Raw genomic sequence first — 21222 nt, 5'->3', positions numbered from 1 at the left:
CTTGCCGGCCGAGCACTTCGGCGTGTCCGAGCGCACCGGCTGCCGGTATCCGACGCTCGCCGAATAGCCCAACCTCCGCACGGAGTTGCTCATGGTCATCTGGGCAGCAGCCCGCCCCCGTTCATGGTTCGTGCGCGATCGTCGTCGTCCTGATGGTCGTCGCTCGACGTACCGCGCCTGCCGCTCCACAACCTGATGCAAGTTCCCGCCTCGCGCCATCACTGGTGTGAAAGGCGGGGGCTTTTGTCATATCTGGCAGCCCGTCTTGTCCCTTGCCGCGTGGCGCCGCGAACCGTGCCGCTGATGCATGCCCCCTTGACGCTGTTCCGCCCTGGAGATGACGCTCGTGCACGCTGGTGCAACCCACTCGACAGCGGGAGCGACCGTGACCTTAAAGTTCCTCGGCATCATCCCGAACACGCCGACCGACGAGTCTCCGACGATCTGGCTTCACGAGGAGACGGGAGACCTTCTGATCCAGTCGTACAAGGCGACCGAAGAGGAAGTGAAGGAGTGTCAGGAGGTTGGTTCGATCCCTGGCCATTCCACGGACGTCCCCGACCACGAGACGATCATCAGGCTTCCAGCGGTCATGCTGAAGCACATCCCCCGACTGGACGACGGCAACGGAGAGACGGCAAGTGCAACCACCGGCGCGTAACGCCCTGGCGACGGCCCAACGCTCAGCGGTACACCTTGAGTTGCGCGACAGCTACATGCTCGATGACCCCGAGTTCATCGCATGGCAGCGGGGCAAGCGACTAGACCCCGCTGACCGGTCCTCGTGGTGGGGCGGCTGGCATGACGCGGTGCGTGATGCGATCGCCCGTGGCGTCGTAGTCCGGCGCGCGCGCATCGTCTCTGAGCCGATCAGTGACTACGTCCGCTATGAGTACGACGGCACGTTCACCAACATCGCGGCGGGTGAGTCGGTCCGCTGGTTGCCGAGGCGTAAGACGACCGATCTTGCGCTGCCCGGTACGGACTTCTGGGTGTTCGACGACACGCAGGCACTCTTTCACCACTTCACTGGGGATGGGCAGTTGGACGAGGACGGACGGGAGTACACGGACGATCCAGCGCGGGTAAAGCTCTGCGCCGACGCCTTTGAGGCCGTGTGGCAACGGGCTATCCCTCACGAGGAGTACCGGCCTCGCTGATCTACCGGAACCATGGCTCTCTCTCCGTCTTCAAGTGCCCAGCAGGCTCGGCAGGCTCTAGCGGATCGGCTCGCCGAGCTGTGCCGGGATGCCGGGCTGTCCGGGCGCGACATCGCCGAGCGCTGCGGCTGGCATCCGTCCAAGTCGTCACGGATCATGAACGCACGTACGCCCCCGTCAGAGGCCGACGTTCGGGCCTGGTGCCGGGTGTGCGGGGCGCAGGAGCAGACCGCCGATCTGATTGCCTCGCTGCGGACCGCTGAGGGCATGTGGGTTGGCTGGCGGCGCATGGAGCGTGCCGGACTCAAGCAGGCTCAGGAAGCGCGCTTGCCGCTGTTTGAGCGGACCCACCGTTTCCGCTCCTACTCGTCTTGGTTCGTGCCGGGTTTGATCCAGACGTACGGCTACACCGAATCCGTGTTGCGCGCTGTTCAGCGCCGCAGGGTAGAGGTGGACGACGTGGCCGAAGCTGTGGCCGTCCGCATGGAGCGTCAGCGCGTGCTGTACGAGAGTGACCGAAGGTTCGCGTTCTTGATCGAGGAATCCGTCTTGCGTAACGGACTCTGCGGGGCAGACGTGCTGATCGGGCAGCTTGGCCACCTGCTCACGATCGGCTCATTGCCCAACGTCAGTTTGGGTGTGCTACCCACGGGGCCCGATCGGTCCCGGATGCCGGTAGAAGGGTTCTGGATCTTCGACGCGGAACAGGTCAACGTCGAGTTGGTCTCCGGCTATCTCACGCTCACGCAGCCCAGCGAGGTAGGCGCCTACGCCGACACGTTCGCGGAGTTGGCAGATCTGGCCGTCTACGGCGCGAGCGCCCGCGCGCTGATCACTGCAGCCATGGACGCGCTCGGGTGATTGCCATGCAATCTCGTGCAATCTCCTGGAAGTTGAAGCCTCCGGGTTCCTAGCGTTGTCGTCATTCGCACGACGCGAGGGGACGCCATGAGCGAGCCGACGAGATACGCAACTTTGCCTGTTGAACTGCCGCTGAGGCTGGACACGGATCCGCCCCCGGCACCGCAGTGCGATGTGTGTTCAGCGCTCGGCAGGGAGCGCAGCGAGGCACGAGCCAAGGGCAACGGGTCCAAGGTCTCTGACTGCAATGTGGAGATCCGCAGCCACCCGCACAAGGGGCGCCGCTCGTGATCCCCATGGACCGGTACAAGAGCGCTCGTGCTGAGGCGGAGCACACGGCGGCTCTCTTGCGTGCAGCCCTCACGCGCGCCGGCATCCCCGAAGAGGCAGCCGCGCGCGTTCGGGCCCTGGTAACCGGCAAGGGCCGCGCCTATGTGGAAGTCGGGGCACTCCCGCTCGACTCAGCGGTGAAGCTACTCAACGCGCTGCCCTTCGCCCTGCCCCAAGGCGGCACCGACGACGGCCCCACGCTGCCCGCTGAGGCGTTCGGATGAGCCGCGCGGTCCTGCGCTACGTGCGCCACACCATCCGGCATGTGACAGTCTGCGGGGGAGTGTCAGCTGCTGGTCGTCACGTGGATGTCAGTGAAGAGTGGGGGCTGACCGGGGACGTTGCACTGACGGGCTGTGCTTGTCGGCTATGACATGACTGACGAAAGCCCATGTCATCCTCATGCAGACCGCTATTGTTCGTTCTGGGATTCTTGCTGGTCAGGCACCTTGAGGGGCGTACCGCTTACGACTTCTGCTGACTCGACCGCGGTTGTCCATGCGTCAGTTGTTCGATGCCCGGTCGCTGGCCAGGTTGACTGACGACCGGGCGTGTGGATGTGTTGGCGGCGTAGCGGGTCGGTAGGCGAAGCCCGCATTGAGGTCTGACGGGCCCGGGGGAGGGGAGATCCGTGCTCGTTTCCTGGCATCGCAGCAGACGTTCAGGTACCCCAAATCAAGCGAGTCCGTGCGGTTGGAGGTCCGATCACCAATCTCGGCTGTCGGGGGGTGCTTCTATCTGTTCGGTCAAGGTCTGTGGGCTTGGTCAGGCTGTTTGTTCGTGTCCGGGTTGGTAGAGGGCGCGGTGCTTGAGCATGGCGTGCAGGACGTCGACACGGCGGCGGGTGAGGCAGATGAGCGCGGCGTTGTGTCGCTTCTTCTCCGCGCGCTTCCTGTCGTAGTAGGCCCGTGATTCGGGGCTGCTCAGCGAGGCGAACGAGGCCAGGAACAGGGCCCGTTTGAGCGTCTTGTTGCCGCCGCGGGGCGGGCCTTCGCCCCGGATGGAGGTCCCGGAACGACGCGTGGTGGGGGTCAGACCCGCGTAGGAGGCCAGGTGGGCGGCGGTGGGGAACGCGCTGGCGTCGCCGACCTCGGCCAGGATGCGGGCGCCGGTCCTGACTGCGACCCCGGGCATGGAGGTCAGGACCTTCGCGAGAGGGTGGGCCTCCAGCAGGGCGGCGACGCGGGTTTCCAGGATCTCGCGGCGCTTGAGGAGGACGGCGAGGGCCTCGGCCAGGCCGGAGACGATCTCCCCTGCCGAGGCCGTGCCGGGAACCTGCACCGTCTGCTCGGCCAGGGCGGTGGTGATCTGGCCGGCCAGGGTGTGGGCACTGCGCATCCGCGGGGCCGCCTGGAGCATGACCTGCGCGATCTGCTCGCTGCCGGCCTGGGCCAGCTGGGCCGGGGAGCCGAAGGTCTGCAGCAGGGCCAGGACGGCCGGGTGCCGCAGGCGGGGCCCGAGGACGCGTTCGAGGGCGGGGTGGATGGAGGTGAGCAGTCCGCGCAGCCGGTTGGAGGTGCGGGTGGCGTCCTGGGCGAGGTCGTCGTCGTGGCCCAGGACCATGGTCAGTTCGGCCCGCACGCTTTCGGCCGGGTCGATGGCGTGCAGCAGGTGGGGCATGGTGCGGGCGGCATCGGCGATGACGTAGGCATCGCGGGCGTCGGTCTTGCCGGTGCCGGGGTGCAGATCGGCGAGCCGGCGCATCGACAGGCCCGGCAGGTAGGCGACTTCGCATCCACAGGCGCGGGCGACGGTGACCGCCAGGGTGCCGATGGAGGCCGGCTGGTCGACCACGACCAGGACCTTTCCCTTGCGCTTGAGGTGAGCGAACAGTTCCCGCAGCTGCGGCTCACCGTTGGGCAGCGGTTAGTCGAAGGTCGTGCGGCCATCGCGTAGCAGGGCCGTGCCGTGGTGCTCGGACTTGCCGACGTCCAGGGCGCAGAAGACATCGATCGACGTGAAGTCGTTGCTGGTCACCGGGCTTTCCCTCCCCTCCCGGCACAACGGATGGCCTGCGGGGCACCGGAGATCGGCAGCCACATTACGCAGCCCTGCCCGTGGGCGGACACGCTTCCATCAGCGATCAACCGGTGCCGCCGGGACCAGCGACAGCACCCCCCGGATCATCAAGGACAGGGGCAACGAGTCATACCGGCCCCGATGGCCACGAACCCGAACCGGGCTCTACGACGAAGGTAATGGGCAGGTCGTGCCGCTCTCTCTGCATGCTGTTCTCGGCGGATTCTGCGAGCGCCCCATAAAACTGCTCTTCGACACTGAGCCTTTTCCAACCTGAGTGCCATGCTGGCCAGTTGGGCTGACAGGCGGGTACAAGATCGCTGACTCACACCAGCCCCGATGACCTGCGGAATCGAAGATGGTGGATCTTCACTGGGACGCCGTCGTGCGGGCCTGGGCAGCCGGCGACGACCGGGCACTGGACGAGGCATGGGTCGATCAGATCGTGGATCTCGGCTCGCAGTGGGGACAGTACGAGTACGTGACGAACGTCGGCTTCGCCGCCTGACCAGCGCCAACACCCCGACACACACCGGCACCCCGACTCCGTCACCGTCACCCGACACCGAAGCCGGGAGGCACCCACCGTCGCGGTGACCCAGTGGGTGAGATCTTTGTCGGCGGCCGTGGCTTGGGCCCTGCCGACGACGAGGAACTGCGCCTGCTGGCCGAGCACACCTCATCCAGTCCTGGGTAGCAAGCAGGGGATGTGGGGTGCGGTTTGGGCGCCTGCGCAGCCTCCCTCGCCGATCCGGGGTACCGGACTTCGGCCGTGGACTGGACGCAGTCCTCCGTCGCCGCGATGGTGTCAGCGCGGTCTGCGCCAGGTGAGTTCGGCCGTGCGGTGGGTGCCCCAGAGGCGGGTGGGGGTGGCCAGGCTCAGCTTCAGGAGCTCGTCTTCGAAGGTGACCGTCCTGACCTGGGGCCGTCCGACCCAGTTGGGGAAGATGCTGGTCGCGACGTGATGTTCCACGGTCGTCGGATCGGCCACGTGGAAGGGGCCTGCGTAGGCGACGTAGGTCAGCGCTGCCTGGGCGAGTTCTTCCGTGGCGGCTTCCTCGAGACGGTCGGATCCCATGTGCGGGCGGTCACCGCGGCACAGCTGGGCGGACATGTGCCCGTCGGGGGTGTAGACGATCAGCCCTTGGGGCCGGGGGCCGAGTGGGTGGATGACCTGGCCGTCCGTGCTTGCGGCGGTGTACGACACCAGGTTCCATGCGCCCAGCAGCTTCTTGCGTACCTCTTCGCAGGCCTTGCGTTCGCTGCTTGCCGTGGCGTGGTCGTCGGTGGTCATGGATGAGTTCCCTTCCTCGGTGGGTTCGTCGTCCGGCCCCGTCGCGTGGGGTTCCCCGCGGCGACGAGGCGGGCGGGCGGCGGCCGGCCTCGTGGAGCGCCTGGTGGTGTTCGGGGACGGCCGGCGCAGGGCGCGCGGCACTGGCCTCTGGCCCTGCGAGCGGGGTCGGTTGAGGTGAACGGTGAGCAGCAGGGCGGTGAGGCTGCGCGGCCGAGCGCGGTCGGCGAGGGGGACGATGTCGCGGTGGCGGTGGCGAAGCCGGGGATGGTGCCACGGTTCGTGCCCGGGACGGTGGACAGCGTGCTGCTTCTTGGAGAGGGGAGAGCAGAGTGGGCCTGCCGGGGGGCAGGCCCCGGGGGGTCAGTTGCGGGTGAGTTCGCCGTCGACGAGGCGCCACAGGTGCAGTGTGTTGGCCTCGCGCAGCGGTTCGGGCAGCAGCTCGTCGGGGAAGCCCTGGTAGGTGACCGGCCGCAGGAACCGCTCGATCGCGCTCATCCCGACGGAGGTGAAGCGGCTGTCGGAAGTGGCCGGGAAGGGGCCTGTGTGGACGGAGGCGTAGGAGACCTCCTGCGGCATGGAGAAGGCGTTGATCACGATGCGGCCCGTGCGGCGCTCCAGGATCGGCAGGAGTTGAACGGCGCCGTCGCGGTCGGCCGTCTCGGCGTGGACCGTGGCCGACAGCTGTCCTCGGAAGGAGCGGGCGACTTCCTGCAGTTGCTCCGGGTCGGTCAGCCGGACCAGCAGGACGGCGGGGCCGAAGGCCTCCTCACGCAGGGCCGGTTCGGCCAGCAACTGCTCGCCGGTGACCTCATACAGCACAGACTGGCCGTCCCCGGCGCGGACCGGGGCCGCTCCCGCGCCTATCCGGGTGGCGCCGTCCTCCTCCATCCGCTGTACGCGGCGGGTGTAGGAGTCGTGGATGCCGGGCGTGAGCATGGTCCGCGCGGCTGTCTTCTCCACCTCGGCCGTCGCCGCGTCGCGCAGTTGTGTGAAGCCGGGGCCGTCGATGGCGAGGAGGACGGCGGGCTTCAGGCAGGCCTGGCCGACGTTGTACTGCGCGCGCTGGGCGACGTCGGCACCGATCTGTGCGCCCCGGGCTGCCAGGGCGGCGGGCAGGACGAAGGTCGGGTTGACGCTGGTCATCTCGGTGAACACGGGGATGGGGTCGGGGCGTTGCTGGGCCCGGCGGAAGAGGGCCATGCCGCCGCCCTCGGAGCCGGTGAAGGTGACCGCCCGGACCAGGGGGTGAGACACCAGTGCCTCGCCGATGTCATTGCCCGCGCCCCGGACCAGCGAGAAGACACCTTCATGGAGTCCCGCTTCGGCGACGGCCTGCTGGATGGCGCGTCCCTGGATCTCGGAGGCACCGGGATGTGCGTTGTGCGCCTTGAGGACTACGGGGCAGCCGGCGGCCAGGGCGGACGCGGTGTCGCCGCCTGCAACGGAGTAGGAGATCGGGAAGTTGCTGGCGCCGAAGATCACCACGGGGCCGAGGGCCACCTTCTGCATCCGGTGGTCCATGCGCGGTGCGGGCTGGCGGTCCGGCTGTGCGGGGTCGATGGTCGCCTGGAGGAACCGGCCCTGACGGACGACGGTGGCGAACTTGCGGAAGTGTGCTGCAGCCCTCAGGGTCTCCCCCTCGAGCTGGGCGGCGGGCAGGCCGGTCTCCAGCGAGGCACGCGCGGCGAGTTCGTCCTTGACCGCCTCGAGCTTGTCCGCGATGAGGTCGAGGAATGCGGCGCGCTCGGCCAGGCCGATGTGGCTGTAGCCGTCGAAGGCCTCGTCGGCGAGGCGGAGGGCGCGGTCGACCTCGGCGGGGCCGCCGAAGGAGAACTCGGGCTCGAGGAGCTCTCCGGTGGCGGGGTCGAGGGCCTTCATCGTTCCCGCGGTGGCGGGCACGCGGGCCGCTCCGATCAGCAGTTCTCCGGTCAGTGTCATGCCCGGGCTCCCTTGAATGCGGTGGTGAGATCGTCCGTGGTGACGATGGCGTGGGCGTAGGTGGGGCCATTCAGCTCGTGCGCGGCGTGCATTTCCTCGGGGCGGAAGGCCGCGGTGGCGTCGCGGACCAGCGTCACGTGGTAACCGAGTTCCATGGCGTACCGGCCGGTGGATTCGATGCAGGTGTTCGCCAGCAGGCCGATCACCACGACGTGGGTGATGCCGTGCTGCTTGAGCTGGAGGTCCAGGTCGGTGTTGGCGAACCCGCTCTGCCCCCAGTGCTCCTGGGCGACGACATCGCCGGCCTGCGGCTGGAAGTCGGGGTGGAACTGGCCGCCCCAGGTGCCGCGGGCGAAGTTGTGCCGCTCCTGGATCTTGCGCTGGGTGGGACTCGGGTGGTCCCAGGTCTCGTAGTCGCCCGGCTCCCAGCGGCGGTGCGGGACGAACACCACACGGACGCCGGTCTCGCGGGCGGAGGTGACCACGGAGCGCAGGTGGTCCAGCAGGCCGACCTCCTCCGCCAGGGGCTCCAGGCGCGGCCAGACCTTGCCGCCCTCGGAGAGGAAGTCGTTGTAGGGGTCGACGAGCAGGACCGCCAAACGGCGGGGGTCGTAGGTCCCGGTCAAGGTGTCTCCTCAGATCTGGATGATGTACAACATCTAGATTGAGGATTACCAGAGTCATCCTGAAAGTCAAATAGATGCAGCTCGCATTCGGTTATTCGTGCCATGTGTATGATGCAAGTCATCCAGCCGCGTCGGCGGCATGCACCAGCTCCTCGAAGGGAGGCCCGACATGGGGCACTCGCAGGCGGACAAGGCGGCATCCCGCGAGCGGGTGCTGCGGATCGCGGCCCGCAAGGTCCGCGCCGAGGGCGTGACCCGCCCCGGCGTCGCGGAACTCATGAAGGAGGCAGGGCTGACGCACGGCGGCTTCTACAAGCACTTCACCTCCCGGGACGACCTGATCTCCCAGGCTTCGGCCGTGGCCCTGGCCGAGGGCTCGGCGAAAATGGAGAGGGCCGCGCGCAAGAACGAGCAGGATCCGCGTGCCGGCCTTGTCGACGCCTACCTCGCCAAACAGCACCGCGACTCGCCGGCCACCGGCTGCGCCCTGGTCACCCTCGGCGCCGCCGCCGGACGCGGCGACCAGCACTTCAAAGAGGCCTACGAGAAGCAGGTCCGCGCGTACCTCGACCTGATCGCCAGCCTCGAAGGCGACGCCGAGGAGGCCCGGGCCGAGGCGATGCTCACCCTCAGCGCCCTGGTCGGCGCCACGCTCATGTCCCGGGCCCTGGCCGACCCCGACCTCTCCGACGAACTGCTGGAGACGGTGACCGGCCAACTCAAGCGGCGCGCGTCAGGACCTCTGCCTCCCGCCGACTGACGCGTTCCCCGGCACGGATCACTTCGTCGCCGGCCGGCAAGGCTCCCAGGTCATGGGAATCCTCTCCTGCGGACCGGGGATCGGCGGAACATCTGCGTCCGCCCGGGCTGCACGGTCGCTGCATGGGACCACGCCCGCAACGGCCTTCGTCACCGGTCAAGGGTGGGACCGATGGGTCATGCCTCGCCGGGACATGGGGTGTGGGGGCGCGCTGTCACGGACTGGGTGTCAGTTGCTGTTCGGCCCAGATGAGTTTGCCGCCCGGTGTGTTGCGGGTTCCCCATCGGCGGGACAGGTGCGAGACGAGGGCGAGGCCACGGCCGTTCTCGTCGGTCGTGCGGGGGCGGCGCAGGCGCGGGTGGCTGTTGCTGGTGTCGTAGACCTCGCAGGTCAGCGCCTCGTGCTGGATGAGGCGCAGGCCGATCGTGCCGTCGCTGTGCCGGATGGCGTTAGTGACAAGTTCGCTGACGATCAGTTCCGTGGACGTTGACAGGTGGTCCAGTCCCCACTGGGCCAGTCGCCGGGTGGCCAGGGCCCGGGCGCGGCTGACGACGGCCGGGTCGGCCGGAAGCTGCCACGAGGCGACCTGGTCCGGGCCCAGTGAGCGGGTTCGGGCGAGAAGCAGGGTGACGTCGTCGCTCGGTGCCCTCGCCGGCAGCGTCTCCACCACCGACGAGCTGAGCTCGTCCAGCGTCAGGCCACGCTGCGCCAGCACGGTGGCCAGGCGGTCCATTCCGACGTCGATGTCCTGGTTGCGGTCCTCGATCAGGCCGTCGGTGTAGAAGGCGAGCGTGGTGTGCTCGGGCAGTTGAACTGTCACGGACTCGAAGGGGACCAGCCCGAGGCCGAGCGGCGCTCCGGCAGGCAGACGGGCAAAGGTGACGTCACCGTGCGGATCGACGATCGCGGGCGGCGGGTGGCCGGCCCGCGCCATCGTGCAGCACCAGGTGGCCGGGTCGTACACGGCATACAGACACGTCGCGGCCATGGTTGCGTTGGCCGGGTCACCCGGGTCGGCACCTGCCCCGGCGAGGCGGATGACCTGCTCGTCGAGGCGGGTCAGCAGTTCGTCGGGAGGCATGTCCATGTCGGCCAGAGTGCGTACCGCGGTGCGGAGCTGGCCCATGGTCGCCGCCGCGTTGATGCCGTGTCCGACCACGTCTCCGACGACCAGAGCGACCCGGGCGCCGGGCAACTGGATCACGTCGAACCAGTCGCCTCCCACGCCGTGGTGACTGTCTGCCGGCAGGTAGCGCGAGGCCACGTCGGCGGCAGAGCCGCCCGTCGCGTAGTGGGGGAGCAGGTGGCGCTGCAGGGCGAGGGCCGCGGAGCGTTCACGCGCGTACTGGCGGGCGTTGTCCAGGGACAGCGCGGCCCAGCTGACCAGTTCCTCGGCCAGGAGCAGGTCGTCCTCCTCGAACGGCGCACGGTCGTGGGTCCGTACGAACACCGCCACGCCCAGCACGGCCCCCCGTGCGTGGATCGGGACGACGATCAATGAATGCGCCGTGTAGTCGTCGATCGCCGCCCGCACTGCATCGTGGTGGTCCAGCCACGTGCCGGGCGAGGTGTCCAGCACCGGCTCGAAGTGGGACTTCCCCGAGCGCAGGACGTTGGTGAAGGGCGACGCCGGCGGGACGAAGACCGGTTCTCCCCGCGCGGCCAGGGAGTCCGGGGCCTCCTGGCGGATCGAGGCCAGGCCGGCGCGGCGGAGCGCGGGGGTGCGCCCGCCCTGCAGGCCGAGGCGTGCCAGGGGCTCCTCGCCGAGGGGAACCGACTCCGCCAGGTCGACGGTGACGTAGTCCGCGAGGAGCGGCACCGCGAGGTCGGCGAGTTCCTGCCCGGTCTGCATCACATCCAGGGTGGTTCCGATCCGCTTGCTGGCCTCGCCCAGGATCGCCAGACGCTCTCGCGCCCGTCGGCTGTCGGTGACATCCACGCTCACGGCGCACACGCCCAGGGCACGGCCCTGTGCGTCGTCGAGGCGGAAGAGGGAGGCCGTCAGGGTGCGTCCCCTGTGGGCATGCGCCGGCAGGAACGTCCGGTATTCCACGTTGAGTTCCGGGACGCCGCTCTGCAGCACCTGGTGCATCAGTGCCTCGAGCTTTGCGGCCTCGGTGCCGGGGGCCGCCTCTGGCAGCCTGCGCCCCAGCCGCCGTGAGATGGGGATGCCGTCCTTGAAGCCCTGGGTGTCGTTCACCCAGATGCAGCGCAGCGCGGTGTCGCGTATCACGACACCGACCGGCAGGCGGCTCGGGAGATGCAGTGCCCCCGGGAGTGACTCCGGCACCGCTCGGTCCGCCGCCCACGCGGGAGGCGTTGCCTTGTCGGTCGCCGATACGACCCACTGGGCCCGGCCGTCCTGTCCGGACAGCGACTGCACGCACAGGCGCACGTCGATCCTGTGGCCGTCACGGTGACGGATCTTGGCGAAGCCGGACCAGCGGCCGCGGGCAGTGCCCTGCTCGAAGAACGACGACGCCTTCGCCCGGTCCTTGCCGTCCGCCAGCAGGACGGCGGCGGAGCGGCCCACCACGTCCGCCGGCGCGTAGCCGACAAGCCGCTCGGCGGCCCGGGTCCACCCGACCACCCTCTCCTCCGCGTCCAGCAGGGCTATGGCCGCGCCGGCGCTGGCCGCCTCAACGGCCGTCTGGGCTGCGGCGAATGCCGCTCCCATGGAACTGCCCATCGATCATCCTTTCTGTGTACGCCGCGTCTGTGTACGCCGCGTCTGTGTACGCCGCGTCGGTGTGCCCCGTGGTGGAGCGCGCCGGGTGCTCGGCCTGCGCTCGCGGCCCCGGCAGGCTTTGCGGCAGAAGCGCTCCTCCAGGGCGGCGGACCCGCGGCGAGGGCGTGCGCCGGGGAAAGAGAGATCCCCGGCCGACCGGCTCCGCAACGCCATGCGCGTGGACCCCCCTGTGCGGCCGTTCCCGGCCCCGGCCGGCGCACTGCCGACCGGGGGTGGACACGGCTGCGTCCCCTTCCTCGGGGCAGCCAGGCTCCACAGCCTCGTGCTGGCCGACGCGAGGCATGCGAGGCATCAGAGGCCGGAGGGCGCGCTGACCGGCTGCGACAGTGCGGCCTTGACGCGCCGGGTCTCCTCGTCGGCGAGGACTTCGAACTGGTCGCCGGTCAGGGCGTCCATGGTCAGCTCGGCCACGGTGGCGGGGGTGACCTTCGAGGCGTTGGTCCAGGAGCTGAGATCCGTCTCCACGAAACCGGCATGCACTCCGACCACCAGGGTTCCCTGCGCGTTCAGGGCCTGCCGCAGGGCGTCCGTCAGTGACCACTGCGCGGCCTTGGAGGCCGCATAGCCGGGAAACTGCGGCTGGCCGACCCAGGAAGCCAACGAGAGCATGGTGACCAGCGCGCCGCCGCCGTTGCGGGCCAGGACCGGGGCGAAGGCCCGGGAAACGGCCCACGTGCCGAAGTAGTTGACCTCCATCGCCTGGCGCGCACCGTCGAAGGTGCCTTCCAGAAGCTGAGTGCCGCCGCCGCCGATGCCCGCGTTGTTGATCACGATGGAGACGTCGTTGGCGAGGGCGGCGGCCGCGGCGACGTCCGCCTGGTCGGTGATGTCCAGGCGCAGCGGGACCAGGTCGGAATCCTCCACGGTGGCCGGGTCGCGCACACCGGCGTAGACCTTCGTTGCGCCGTGGTTGATCAGTGAGCGGGCGAATGCGCGGCCGATGCCGCGATTGGCGCCCGTCACCAGGGCGACTGATCCTTTGATGTCCATCGTTTTCCCTTTGCGACAGGCACGCCCTGTCCGGGCGGGCTCTTGGTAAGTCGTCGTCTGCCGGCCGGGCAGGACTGGCAGGAATGGGGGGCGTAATCCGGCCGCGGTCGGCTCGACGGCCGCTGCCGCACCATCCGGCGCGGCCGGAACGGCATCCCATGGTCAAGCGTTCCCGGGCGGTTCGCCTCCAGCACGCCGTTCGTGGAACCCACGTTAGCATCTGGATTTATATATGCAAGTCAGCTTAGCTCAGGATTGAGGCCGATAACACCCGATCTGCCTGTTCTGGTGTCTTTGATGCGCTTCAGCTGCTGGAGGTGTGGGGCGCGCCGGCCGCGGCAGTGCCGGTTGCGCGCAGGGCTTGAAGGCGAGGGCTCGTGGGGTCGGTGGCCTGCGGGGCCGTCGGCCGAAGCGGCTGCTGGAGATCTGAATTGCAAGATGAAACTCAGGGAGTAGACTCGTCCCTGCGCAGTGCCGCAGCAGGTGCATGCGGAACCCGGCGCCATGTGGGAGGTGGACAGTGTCAACCGAACGACAGTGGTCAGACCCCATGCACGATGATCCGGCCTGCTCCATCGAGCGCAGTCTGCAGATTCTCGGCGAACGCTGGTCCTTTCTGGTGCTCCGCGAGATCTTCGCCGGCAAACACAGGTTCGCCGAGATCCAGTCAGCCCTGGGCATTGCAACCAACCTGCTCAGCGCCCGGCTCAAGCTTCTTGTCGAGAGTGGCGTGCTGTGCACGCAGACCTATCGGGAGCCGGGCAGCAGGCCGCGGCAGAGCTATCACCTGACAGAGGCGGGGCGCGACCTGCGGGTGGTGCTGTCCGCGCTCCAGCAGTGGGGCGACCTCCATCGACCGCGCCCCTCGGGCCCTTCTGCGCTGCGGCGCACGCGCTCCACCGGCCGGCCCGTCCACGTGGGATTCCTCGACGACGAAGGTCACGAAGTGCCCGTCACCGAGGTGGTCATCGTCACGGACACGGTGGCCAGGACCTGACCGAAGCCGCGGGCAGGGCCGAGCCGGCCCTCCTGTGCTGACGACCGTAGAGCCGCCGCTCCTTCCGTTGAACTGTCGTGGCACCGAGGAGACTTGCGCGGTGTCCTGCCCCCTGGCCGGAAAGCACTCGCCGGCAGCGGGTGCACGCCCCGGACGGACATCCCGTGCGTTCACCGACCGGTACACGGAGGCCGTGGAGAAGCTCATCGAGGCGAAGCGGGAGCACAAGGAGCCGCCCAAGGCGTCCGAGGAGCAGGCCGCCCCGGGCGGGGTCGTCGACCTGATGGCCGCCCTCCAGGAGTGCGTGCGCAAGGCGCAGGCCTCCCGCGGCGAGGACGCCACCGTCCACGAGATACCCAAGAAGACGACGGCCAAGAAGACGGCGAAGAGGGCGCCCACCAAGAACGCGGCTACGAAGAAGGCCACCAAGAAGCCGGCGGCGAAGAAGCCCGTTACGCGACCACCCTGCTGCGGGCCCTGCTCGTGCTGACCAACACCGAAGCTGACTGTCAGGCGATCTTGAACTATGGCAACTGCCCTCGACCAGCACAAGTACAAGATCGCTGACTCACACCAGCCCCGATGACCTGCGGAATCGAAGATGGTGGATCTTCAATGAGTGTGTGGCCAGGTCCAAGGCCACACACCAGCAAGGCGGCGAACGGCAAATGGGGCCGCAGCCTGACCCTGCTTCCCCGGGACCAGCAAGAGGCGCTGGGAAGCGCGGCGCCGCGAGCAGCTGACCGACGAGTGGCAGCAGCGTTACAACATCCGCGCTGGCGTGGAGGGCACGATCTCCCAGGCGGTCCGGCGCACTCGCATCCGCCGGACCCGCTTCACCGACCTGCCCAAGACCCACCTCGGCCACGTCTTCGCCGCCACCGCCATCAACATCATCCGAGTCGACGCCTGGCTCACCGAAACCCCACTCGGCCAGACCAGGACCTCGCATCTGGCCCGACTTGACCTGGCCGCACAGAGGCCCACCCACACCCGGTTCACGGATTTCCCAACGGAGTCCTTCAGACGGGGGAGCCTTCAAGAGCCGGAGGTGTGGTCCTTCCGGATCGGTTCGCCGCCGGCGGCGAGCCTCATGAGCGGTGAGTCGAAGTCGATGTCGGCGGCGGTCTGCTCGGCGCGCGTCGCGTTCCCGCCGAAGCGGTGTTGGTAGCCGGCCCAGGCCCGGTCGGCGATCGCCTTGCCGACTCCGCTGGTCATCAGAGCAGCGAGCTCCGTTGCTGCGCGGTCGATGCGCTCTCCCAGCGCCGGCGAGCTCCAGTCCCCTGGCGCGGCGTAGACCGAGGTGGGAACGGTGAGTGCACGCAGGTACGAGAACGTCGGACGGAGCTGGTCCTCGATGACAAGTGCGTGCCGGGAGCTGCCACCCGTCCCGGACAGCAAGGCGGGTTTCGCGACGATCAGATCGGTGTCGAGGATGTCGTAGAACGACTTGAACAGGCCGCTCACGCCGGCGGTGTAGACCGGGGTGGCGGCGATCAGGCCGTCCGCGGCAGCGAGCTCCTTGATCTCCGGCTGAAGGCGCTCGTTGGGGTGTCCGGAGACGATCGCCTGCGCGATGTCGACGGCGAGCGGGCCGAGGTCGATGACTTTGGTTGCGACGGTCCGGCCCTGTTTCTGAAGCGAGTTGACGGTCTTCTGTGCGATGCGGTCGGCGAGCAGCCGGGTCGACGAGGGGTCGCTGATCCCCGCGCTGACAACCACGAGGGAGAGTGGGCTGTGTGTGTCGGCCATGGCTCAGCCGACCAGCGGGAGGCGGGCAGCGATGGCGGGGTCGCTGTCCTCGTACGGCGAGGTGCCGGTGACGTTGTCGCCTCGGTTGGGGTTCGGGCGCGGCTGACGGGGCTGCGTGTCCCCGTACTTCGCCTTGACGCGGCTCGCGTGCGTGGGGGTCTCAGGGACGCCGGGCGCGCGGAGCACGGCCATCTCCTTGCGGAGCACGGGCACGACCTCGGTGCCAAGGAGCTCGATCTGCTCGAGGGCGGCTTCGAGGGGAAGGCCCATACCGTCGACGTTCCACAGTTGGCGCTGGTAGTCGCCGAAGCGCTTCCGGAAGCCCATGGTCTTGTCGATGACCTCCTGCGGACTGCCGACCGAGAGTGGGGTGGTTTTCATGTATTCCTCGAGCGAGTGGCCGCGGAACATGGGAAAGCCGTTGAAGTAGGGGCGGAACGCCTTGACCGCGTCCTGTGACTTCTTGGCGATGTGAACCTGTCCGCCCAGCCCGACGATGGCCTGCTCGGGGGTTCCGTGCCCGTAGTGGGCGTAGCGCTGCCGGTAGAAGGCGACGAGTCGCTCGAAGTGCCCGTATGGGGCGAGGATGTTGTTGGCGAAGAAGCCGTTGCCGTAGTGGGCCGCCTGCTCAGCGATCTCGGGGGTGCGGATGGAGCCGTGCCATACGAACGGCGGGACGTCGTCGAGTGGTCGCGGGGTTGAGGTGAACCCCTGAAGTGCGGAACGGAAGTTGCCCTCCCATTCGACCACGTCCTCCCGCCAGAGCCGGTGCAGCAGGTTGTAGTTCTCCAGCGCGAGCTCCAGGCCGTGGCGGATGTCCTGGCCGAACCACGGGTAGACCGGGACGGTGTTGCCGCGCCCGATCACCAGATCGACCCGACCCTTGGCGAGGTGCTGGAGCATCGCGTACTCCTCGGCGAGGCGCACCGGGTCGTTGGTGGTGATGAGGGTGACCGAGGTGCTGAGCGTGATCCGTTCGGTCATGGCCGCAATGTGCCCCAGCAGCATGGTCGGTGAGGAGGGGATGAACGGTGGGTTGTGATGCTCGCCGATGGCAAATACGTCCAGACCGACCTCCTCCGCCCGCTTGGCGGTGCGCACAACCGAGTCGATGCGCTCCCCCTCGCTGGGGGTGCGGCCGGTTATCGGGTCGCGGGTGACGTCGCCGACTCCGAAGATCCCGAATTCCATGGTGATCCGCCTTTCTGAACGGTGCGGTCGGTGATTCAGGAGCGCGCGGACGCGCCCTGAACGTGCTGTGATCCCAAGCCGCGCGCTTCTCGTGCGCGGGGGCGACCTCGGTACCGAAGAGCCGGATGTTCTCCATGAGGAGCGAGCGCGGCATCAGGCCCGAGGCGCACGTGAGGTCGAACCGGGTCGTGCCCAGCTCTCGCATGGTCTTGAGGCCGATGCCGCCATCGCGGCGACCCTGATCGAGATGGGCCGCAAGCACGCACGGGATGTCCGCCTCGTGCACCCCGCGCACACCACGATGGACTGCGCACAGTGCGGAGCGAGAACCAAGTGCGAACCGGGCCGTCGGGGCTCAGCACTCCCGCTGAATCCAGCCGGCTCCGTGGGGTTCTGGCTGCCGCCGCGGCCGGCACCAGATCCGGAGGCGAAAGCGGGATCTCCTCGCCGTGGCTCTCCCTGCACTCCACCAAATGATTGACTCGTCAATCATGATCTATTTACTTGACGCCGCCGCAGGATCGGCGTTCCCGCGGCCCGCGTGCACCTCGAAGCCCGGGCCCGGCCCGGCGCCCGACGGGTGGTCATCACGCCTGGCCGTCACGGCCTACGTGCACAGCTCGCCCACCGGTCGTGCCGTCCGGTTGTCAGGACCGCGTTCTCCCGTTCATCTCCCCGCACGTAGCGCTGCGGTTGCTGCGTGCAGCGGTGCAGTCGCCGTCGCGGAAAGTCCCCACCGGCCTGGGAGAAGATGCCGCAAGTTCGGCCCCCCGGTTCCGATTGAGACTGCGGTCAGTTGGTGCGCAGTGGTGCGAGAGCGTTGGTCCAGGTGATTACCTGATCAAGTGTGGTGGTGAGGGCATCGCGCTGTACATCTATGGGCTTGAAAACGCTGAAGTTCTCGAAGTCGGTGAACAGGGAGAGAGCTACCTGGGAGCGCACGTCTGCCATCTGGAGTTCGCCGGCGACACCACGGAGGTGCTCCACCGCGCGGGTGCCACCGTTGCCGCCGTAGCTGACGAAGCCCACGGCCTTGTTGTTCCACTCGGCGTAGAGGAAGTCGATGGCGTTTTTCAGCGCGCCGGGCACGGAGCGGTTGTACTCGGGGGTGACGATCACGAAGCCGTCGAGGGACGCGATCTTCTCGGCCCAGGCCTGGGTGTGCGGCTGGGTGTACTGGCCCATCGACGGGGGGTAGGCCTCGTCCAGCAGTGGGAGCTTGTAGTCGGCCAGGTCGACGAGTTCGAACTCGGCGTCGGTGCGCTGGGCGGCAATTCCGTGCACCCAGCGCGCAACCGCCTCTCCATTGCGTCCCGGGCGGGTGGTTCCCAGGATGATTCCGATCTTGGTCATGGATGTTCCTCCGTGCCTCTTGAACAGCTTGCCGAGCATGTGCTTGCCTCATCAAGTAGATAATTGACTCGGCAAGTAAATGCCTACCTCCTTGACCTGTCAAGGAGGTAGTGTGTGAGGCATGCCATCCACTGAATGGCCTTTGCGGCCCTTGAACGAACACGAGGAAGCCCTCGTCCGTACGCTGGGCCGGGTGATGATGGCACTACCGCGTGTAGTCGACACCGACATGATCCGCGATGCCGGGCTTCCTCTGTCCGAGTACACGGCCCTCATGCACCTGTCGGAGGCTCCAGGCGCACAGATGCGGATGAACGAACTCGCCGCTGCCTGCAACCTCTCGCTCAGCGGGATGACGCGCGTCGTCGCCCGTCTTGAGAAACAAGGTTGGGTCCTTCGCGCCAAGTGCGACAAGGACGGGCGTGGTTGGAACGCCGTCCTGACCGCGAACGGGCTGGTCCGCCTGCAACAGGCCTGGCCAGCCCACCTGGCCAGCATTCGACGACACCTCCTCGACCACCTCAGCGATCAGGACCTCACTCGCCTCACAGCCGCACTCCAGGACGTGGCGACCACGTCTGAGCCGTCCACAAACCGCGGGGCTCGGGTTGCGTCCTGAAAAGTGGTGTACGGGCTCCCACCTGATCCGGGCGTTTGCCCCGGCGTCGGAGCGAGTGTCCCGATACAAGAACGGCCACCGGCTGATGCCGGGAGGTGCCGGGTGCTGCCGGTCTTTCGATAGGCATCGCCGTGCCGAAGAGGGTGCGGAGTCACCCGGCACCCGCCGTACCACCACGAAGCTCGCCGAAGCGGCGATCCGGTGGGCCAGCAGTTTGCGCTGGTCGAGCACTGAGGTTCCCCCGTCATGCGGGAGCCGCTGATCAGCTGGTCAGCAGGGGTTGACGGGTGTTCAGATTCGTTGGTTCGGCCGTCGCCTGCTCGGCGTAGTACTTCTCCTCGAACTCGATCGGGCTGAGGAAGCCGAGCCGTTCCTGGATGCGGCGGGAGTTGTAGAAGCCGTCGATGTACTCGAAGAGCGCGAGATTCGCCTCGGCCCTCGTGGTGAAGGTGCGGCCACGGAGGCCCTCGGTTTTGATGAGCATCCAGAGGTTCTCCGCGAGGGCGTTGACAGTCCCAGCACTGTCCGGTCCGGCCGGCCGGCCGACAGCCGGATGCCGAACTCGGCTGCCAGAGAAGCGAATTGCTGGCTGGTGTACTGGCAGCCGCGATCCGAGCGGAAGATCACTGGCCGGGCGGGACGACGCTGCCGGCAGGCCCCCGCGAGGGCGTCGGCGACCAGCGTTTTCCGCGTTGTCCGTCCGAGCAGATGCACGTCTGGGCCGTCGTCCTGGGAGCATCGACCCCGCTGGCCTCGCCAGGTCATCAACGAGCCGGAATTGAACACCACGGGCGCGCCAGCGAACCCTGCTGACGCGTCCACAACGACGAGGCTGTCGATCTGCGAGCCGACACCAGTTCGCCATTCAGGCTCACGTCACCGAGGGCGCCAACGCCCCGATCCTCAAAAGCATGCCATCAACTGCCGGTCGAACTAGATGATCAATTCCAAGGGATGCCTGCGGAGGGTGTGGGGTGGGCGGCGGCCGAAGCCACCGCGAGACGGTCAGGCGGCGGGCTGCCGGCCCTGGTTGTCGAGGTGGCAGCGGGCGGTCAGGCGTCAGGGTCGACTTCGGGGTGCCTGAACCGCACGGGCTTGCCCAGCGACCGGGCGTAGGCGATTTCCGCTCGGGTGCTGTCTCCGATGTAGTCGCCGACTAAAGCGCCTGAGTTCGCGATTTCTGAGGCGCTGGCACCACGAACTTGGCTCTGCCGCCGGGGATCCTCGGCTGTGTACGGCTCGGTTCCGGTTACTGAGACTTGATGCGTGATGTCGTTGGGGCGACGCCTTGAGCTGCGAAGGCGAGTGCCCGCCGCCCGGCATCACGCGAAGTACGGCGTCACCTGGAGCACGGTCAACAAGGCCCTGACCTCGGCTTGGCCGCAGCCACGCACGACAACCGCTTCGGCGCGGCCGTCGAAGCTGGATCCGTTCACGCCGCTGATCGACGAGATCCTGCTCATTGATCTGGATGCGACCAGGAAACAGCGCCACACCATCACCCCGGATCTACCGCCGTCTGATCGACGAGCACTCCTCGTCCGAGGCGTTGCGTTGACCACTTGAACCCGCACCGATGAGAGGGCGCAAGCGTCCTGCGAGCAACCGCGCGGTCCGGCCAGGGACTGAGAGTCCGATGTTTATACCTTGCTCGCGACCACCATGTAGTTCTCGGCCTCAAGATCGAACGTGCTCAGTTCCGTCTGGAGTCCGACCCGGTGCAGCTCGACTTCGAGTTCCTCGTACCGGTAGGGCCAGCAGGACAGCAGTTCCGAGCGGACAAGAACCGGCCCAGTCGCATCAACTTGGGCGATCGCAATCTCGATATGGTGCTCATCCTCCCAATGCGGCGCAATCTCCCAGCGGTAAATTACGACGGCATCGCGACCGTTCCGGCGGACGAGTCGGTCCCAGATGTCCAGCCGGGAACCTCTGGCCCTCACGAGTTCCCAAGTCCGGGATGTGAGCACCAAGCGCCCTCCCGGGCGCAGAAGCCGTGACATCGACTCCAGAGCAGCACCCCTGCCTGTCGCGCCCGCGGCATGGTGAAGCGAGTTGCCAACGCAGAACACCATGTCGAACGTGTTGTCCTGGAAATGGTCGGGCAACTCTTCCCAGTTCGCTCGTACGGCCCGGACGGATGCCCCGAACTCCTCAGACAACTCTGCAGTCCGGCGAACCATCGCCTCGCTGGCGTCAGTTGCGACAACCTGCATGCCACGACCGGCGAGGCCAACCGCCAACTGTCCGGTTCCGCACGAACAGTCGAGGACGTGAGCGTTCGACGGCAGGAGATTGAGGACGTCGTCGAACGACTTAGCGAACTCGGCTGGAGGCAACTTTGCATCCGAGATGAGCCATTCGTACACCTCGGCAAGCACGTCATAACCTGTCACAACCACTACCTCCGTCACGCGGCAGACTCACGGTAGGACGTCAGTCCATCAGCGGAGCAAGCCGCGCACCAATGGTTTTCGCGGTCAAAGCCAGTCAGTAATTCGGTGTCGAAGTGCATGACGAATTCGGTGTCCGGCCTCGGGGAACATCGGTACAGCCGTTGGCGCCGAGAACGATCATGGTCGG

At 67.8% G+C, this 21222-nt stretch carries 19 protein-coding genes and 5 pseudogenes; 12 read left to right on the top strand and 12 right to left on the bottom strand.

What is annotated here, in order from left to right; genetic code table 11:
- Nucleotides 1–385 precede the first annotated feature (385 nt).
- The 4 genes from ACIBK0_RS47360 (at nucleotide 386) to ACIBK0_RS47345 (ending at nucleotide 2575) form a co-directional block, all read left to right on the top strand.
- Nucleotides 386–661 (top strand): hypothetical protein, encoded by a 276-nt coding sequence (locus ACIBK0_RS47360; protein WP_399095301.1) that lies wholly within the window; start codon nucleotides 386–388, stop codon nucleotides 659–661.
- Complete coding sequence (locus tag ACIBK0_RS47355; RefSeq protein ID WP_399095286.1) at nucleotides 642–1160, top strand: DUF6879 family protein; 519 nt, start codon at nucleotides 642–644, stop codon at nucleotides 1158–1160. The genes ACIBK0_RS47360 and ACIBK0_RS47355 overlap by 20 nt, the downstream gene beginning before the upstream one ends.
- Before the next feature lie 12 nt (nucleotides 1161–1172).
- Complete coding sequence (locus tag ACIBK0_RS47350; protein ID WP_399095283.1) at nucleotides 1173–2021, top strand: helix-turn-helix domain-containing protein; 849 nt, start codon at nucleotides 1173–1175, stop codon at nucleotides 2019–2021.
- A 287-nt stretch (nucleotides 2022–2308) separates the two neighbouring features.
- Nucleotides 2309–2575 (top strand): hypothetical protein, encoded by a 267-nt coding sequence (locus tag ACIBK0_RS47345; RefSeq protein WP_399095280.1) that lies wholly within the window; start codon nucleotides 2309–2311, stop codon nucleotides 2573–2575.
- Between the two features lie 541 nt (nucleotides 2576–3116).
- Here ACIBK0_RS47345 and ACIBK0_RS47340 read toward each other — a convergent pair.
- Nucleotides 3117–4328, bottom strand: a pseudogene (locus ACIBK0_RS47340) (IS110 family transposase).
- A gap of 415 nt (nucleotides 4329–4743) precedes the next feature.
- Here ACIBK0_RS47340 and ACIBK0_RS47335 point away from each other — a divergent pair.
- Nucleotides 4744–4878 (top strand): annotated as a pseudogene (locus tag ACIBK0_RS47335) (transcriptional regulator); the annotation flags it as partial.
- 300 nt (nucleotides 4879–5178) lie between these two features.
- Here ACIBK0_RS47335 and ACIBK0_RS47330 read toward each other — a convergent pair.
- From ACIBK0_RS47330 to ACIBK0_RS47320, 3 genes are all read right to left on the bottom strand, one after another.
- Nucleotides 5179–5664, bottom strand: coding sequence for a lipocalin-like domain-containing protein (locus ACIBK0_RS47330; RefSeq protein WP_399095277.1), 486 nt, complete (start codon nucleotides 5662–5664; stop codon nucleotides 5179–5181).
- Between the two features lie 360 nt (nucleotides 5665–6024).
- A complete protein-coding gene (locus tag ACIBK0_RS47325) occupies nucleotides 6025–7602 on the bottom strand; it encodes an aldehyde dehydrogenase (NADP(+)) (protein WP_399095274.1) in 1578 nt (525 codons plus the stop codon).
- Nucleotides 7599–8228 carry an isochorismatase family cysteine hydrolase gene (locus tag ACIBK0_RS47320; protein ID WP_399095271.1) on the bottom strand — a complete coding sequence of 210 codons (630 nt, stop codon included), beginning with the start codon at nucleotides 8226–8228 and terminating at the stop codon, nucleotides 7599–7601. Before ACIBK0_RS47320 ends, ACIBK0_RS47325 begins: the two co-directional genes overlap by 4 nt.
- A 169-nt stretch (nucleotides 8229–8397) precedes the next feature.
- On the opposite strand from ACIBK0_RS47320, the gene ACIBK0_RS47315 reads away from it, so the two are divergent.
- The gene (locus ACIBK0_RS47315) at nucleotides 8398–8988 is read left to right on the top strand and encodes a TetR/AcrR family transcriptional regulator (RefSeq protein WP_399095268.1); all 591 of its coding nucleotides are present in this window, start codon (nucleotides 8398–8400) and stop codon (nucleotides 8986–8988) included.
- 214 nt (nucleotides 8989–9202) lie between these two features.
- On the opposite strand, the gene ACIBK0_RS47310 is transcribed toward ACIBK0_RS47315, so the two are convergent.
- Together ACIBK0_RS47310 and ACIBK0_RS47305 are read right to left on the bottom strand one after the other, a co-directional pair.
- Nucleotides 9203–11677: a SpoIIE family protein phosphatase gene (locus tag ACIBK0_RS47310; protein ID WP_399095265.1), complete on the bottom strand. Its 2475-nt coding sequence runs from the start codon at nucleotides 11675–11677 to the stop codon at nucleotides 9203–9205.
- 351 nt (nucleotides 11678–12028) lie between these two features.
- Entirely contained in the window at nucleotides 12029–12727 is a 699-nt protein-coding gene (locus ACIBK0_RS47305) for an SDR family oxidoreductase (protein ID WP_399095262.1), read from the bottom strand.
- Nucleotides 12728–13277: 550 nt separating this feature from the next.
- Here ACIBK0_RS47305 and ACIBK0_RS47300 point away from each other — a divergent pair.
- From ACIBK0_RS47300 to ACIBK0_RS47290, 3 genes and pseudogenes are all read left to right on the top strand, one after another.
- The gene (locus ACIBK0_RS47300) at nucleotides 13278–13724 is read left to right on the top strand and encodes a winged helix-turn-helix transcriptional regulator (RefSeq protein WP_399095259.1); all 447 of its coding nucleotides are present in this window, start codon (nucleotides 13278–13280) and stop codon (nucleotides 13722–13724) included.
- Nucleotides 13725–13917: 193 nt separating this feature from the next.
- Nucleotides 13918–14214, top strand: coding sequence for a hypothetical protein (locus tag ACIBK0_RS47295; RefSeq protein WP_399095256.1), 297 nt, complete (start codon nucleotides 13918–13920; stop codon nucleotides 14212–14214).
- A 291-nt stretch (nucleotides 14215–14505) separates the two neighbouring features.
- Nucleotides 14506–14565: pseudogene (locus tag ACIBK0_RS47290) on the top strand (hypothetical protein); the annotation flags it as partial.
- Nucleotides 14566–14762: 197 nt separating this feature from the next.
- Here the strand turns inward: ACIBK0_RS47290 and ACIBK0_RS47285 are convergent.
- Together ACIBK0_RS47285 and ACIBK0_RS47280 are read right to left on the bottom strand one after the other, a co-directional pair.
- Entirely contained in the window at nucleotides 14763–15476 is a 714-nt protein-coding gene (locus ACIBK0_RS47285) for a CE1759 family FMN reductase (protein WP_399095253.1), read from the bottom strand.
- 3 nt (nucleotides 15477–15479) lie between these two features.
- Nucleotides 15480–16667, bottom strand: a complete 1188-nt coding sequence (locus ACIBK0_RS47280; protein WP_399095250.1) for a CE1758 family FMN-dependent luciferase-like monooxygenase — start codon at nucleotides 16665–16667, stop codon at nucleotides 15480–15482.
- 214 nt (nucleotides 16668–16881) lie between these two features.
- Here ACIBK0_RS47280 and ACIBK0_RS47275 point away from each other — a divergent pair.
- Nucleotides 16882–17148, top strand: a pseudogene (locus ACIBK0_RS47275) (hypothetical protein); the annotation flags it as partial.
- A gap of 311 nt (nucleotides 17149–17459) precedes the next feature.
- Here ACIBK0_RS47275 and ACIBK0_RS47270 read toward each other — a convergent pair.
- The gene (locus ACIBK0_RS47270; protein ID WP_399095247.1) at nucleotides 17460–18020 is read right to left on the bottom strand and encodes an NADPH-dependent FMN reductase; all 561 of its coding nucleotides are present in this window, start codon (nucleotides 18018–18020) and stop codon (nucleotides 17460–17462) included.
- A gap of 121 nt (nucleotides 18021–18141) precedes the next feature.
- Between ACIBK0_RS47270 and ACIBK0_RS47265 the strand changes: the two genes are divergently transcribed.
- The gene (locus ACIBK0_RS47265; RefSeq protein WP_399095244.1) at nucleotides 18142–18639 is read left to right on the top strand and encodes a MarR family winged helix-turn-helix transcriptional regulator; all 498 of its coding nucleotides are present in this window, start codon (nucleotides 18142–18144) and stop codon (nucleotides 18637–18639) included.
- Nucleotides 18640–18901: 262 nt separating this feature from the next.
- Here ACIBK0_RS47265 and ACIBK0_RS47260 read toward each other — a convergent pair whose 3' ends face one another.
- Nucleotides 18902–19123 carry an IS3 family transposase gene (locus ACIBK0_RS47260; protein WP_399095241.1) on the bottom strand — a complete coding sequence of 74 codons (222 nt, stop codon included), beginning with the start codon at nucleotides 19121–19123 and terminating at the stop codon, nucleotides 18902–18904.
- A 56-nt stretch (nucleotides 19124–19179) separates the two neighbouring features.
- Nucleotides 19180–19404: pseudogene (locus ACIBK0_RS47255) on the bottom strand (DDE-type integrase/transposase/recombinase); the annotation flags it as partial.
- Nucleotides 19405–19905: 501 nt separating this feature from the next.
- Here ACIBK0_RS47255 and ACIBK0_RS47250 point away from each other — a divergent pair.
- On the top strand, nucleotides 19906–20205 hold the full coding sequence (locus ACIBK0_RS47250) for a hypothetical protein (protein WP_399095238.1): 300 nt from the start codon (nucleotides 19906–19908) through the stop codon (nucleotides 20203–20205).
- Nucleotides 20206–20279: 74 nt separating this feature from the next.
- Here the strand turns inward: ACIBK0_RS47250 and ACIBK0_RS47245 are convergent, their stop codons facing one another.
- Nucleotides 20280–21035 carry a class I SAM-dependent methyltransferase gene (locus ACIBK0_RS47245; protein WP_399095298.1) on the bottom strand — a complete coding sequence of 252 codons (756 nt, stop codon included), beginning with the start codon at nucleotides 21033–21035 and terminating at the stop codon, nucleotides 20280–20282.
- Between the last annotated feature and the right edge of the window lie 187 nt (nucleotides 21036–21222).

Source organism: Streptomyces sp. NPDC050564 (assembly GCF_044457265.1).
Taxonomy (GTDB): Bacteria; Actinomycetota; Actinomycetes; order Streptomycetales; family Streptomycetaceae; genus Streptomyces.
Note: the sequence above shows the minus strand (reverse complement) of the source record. Positions and strands in the feature narration are given on the sequence as shown.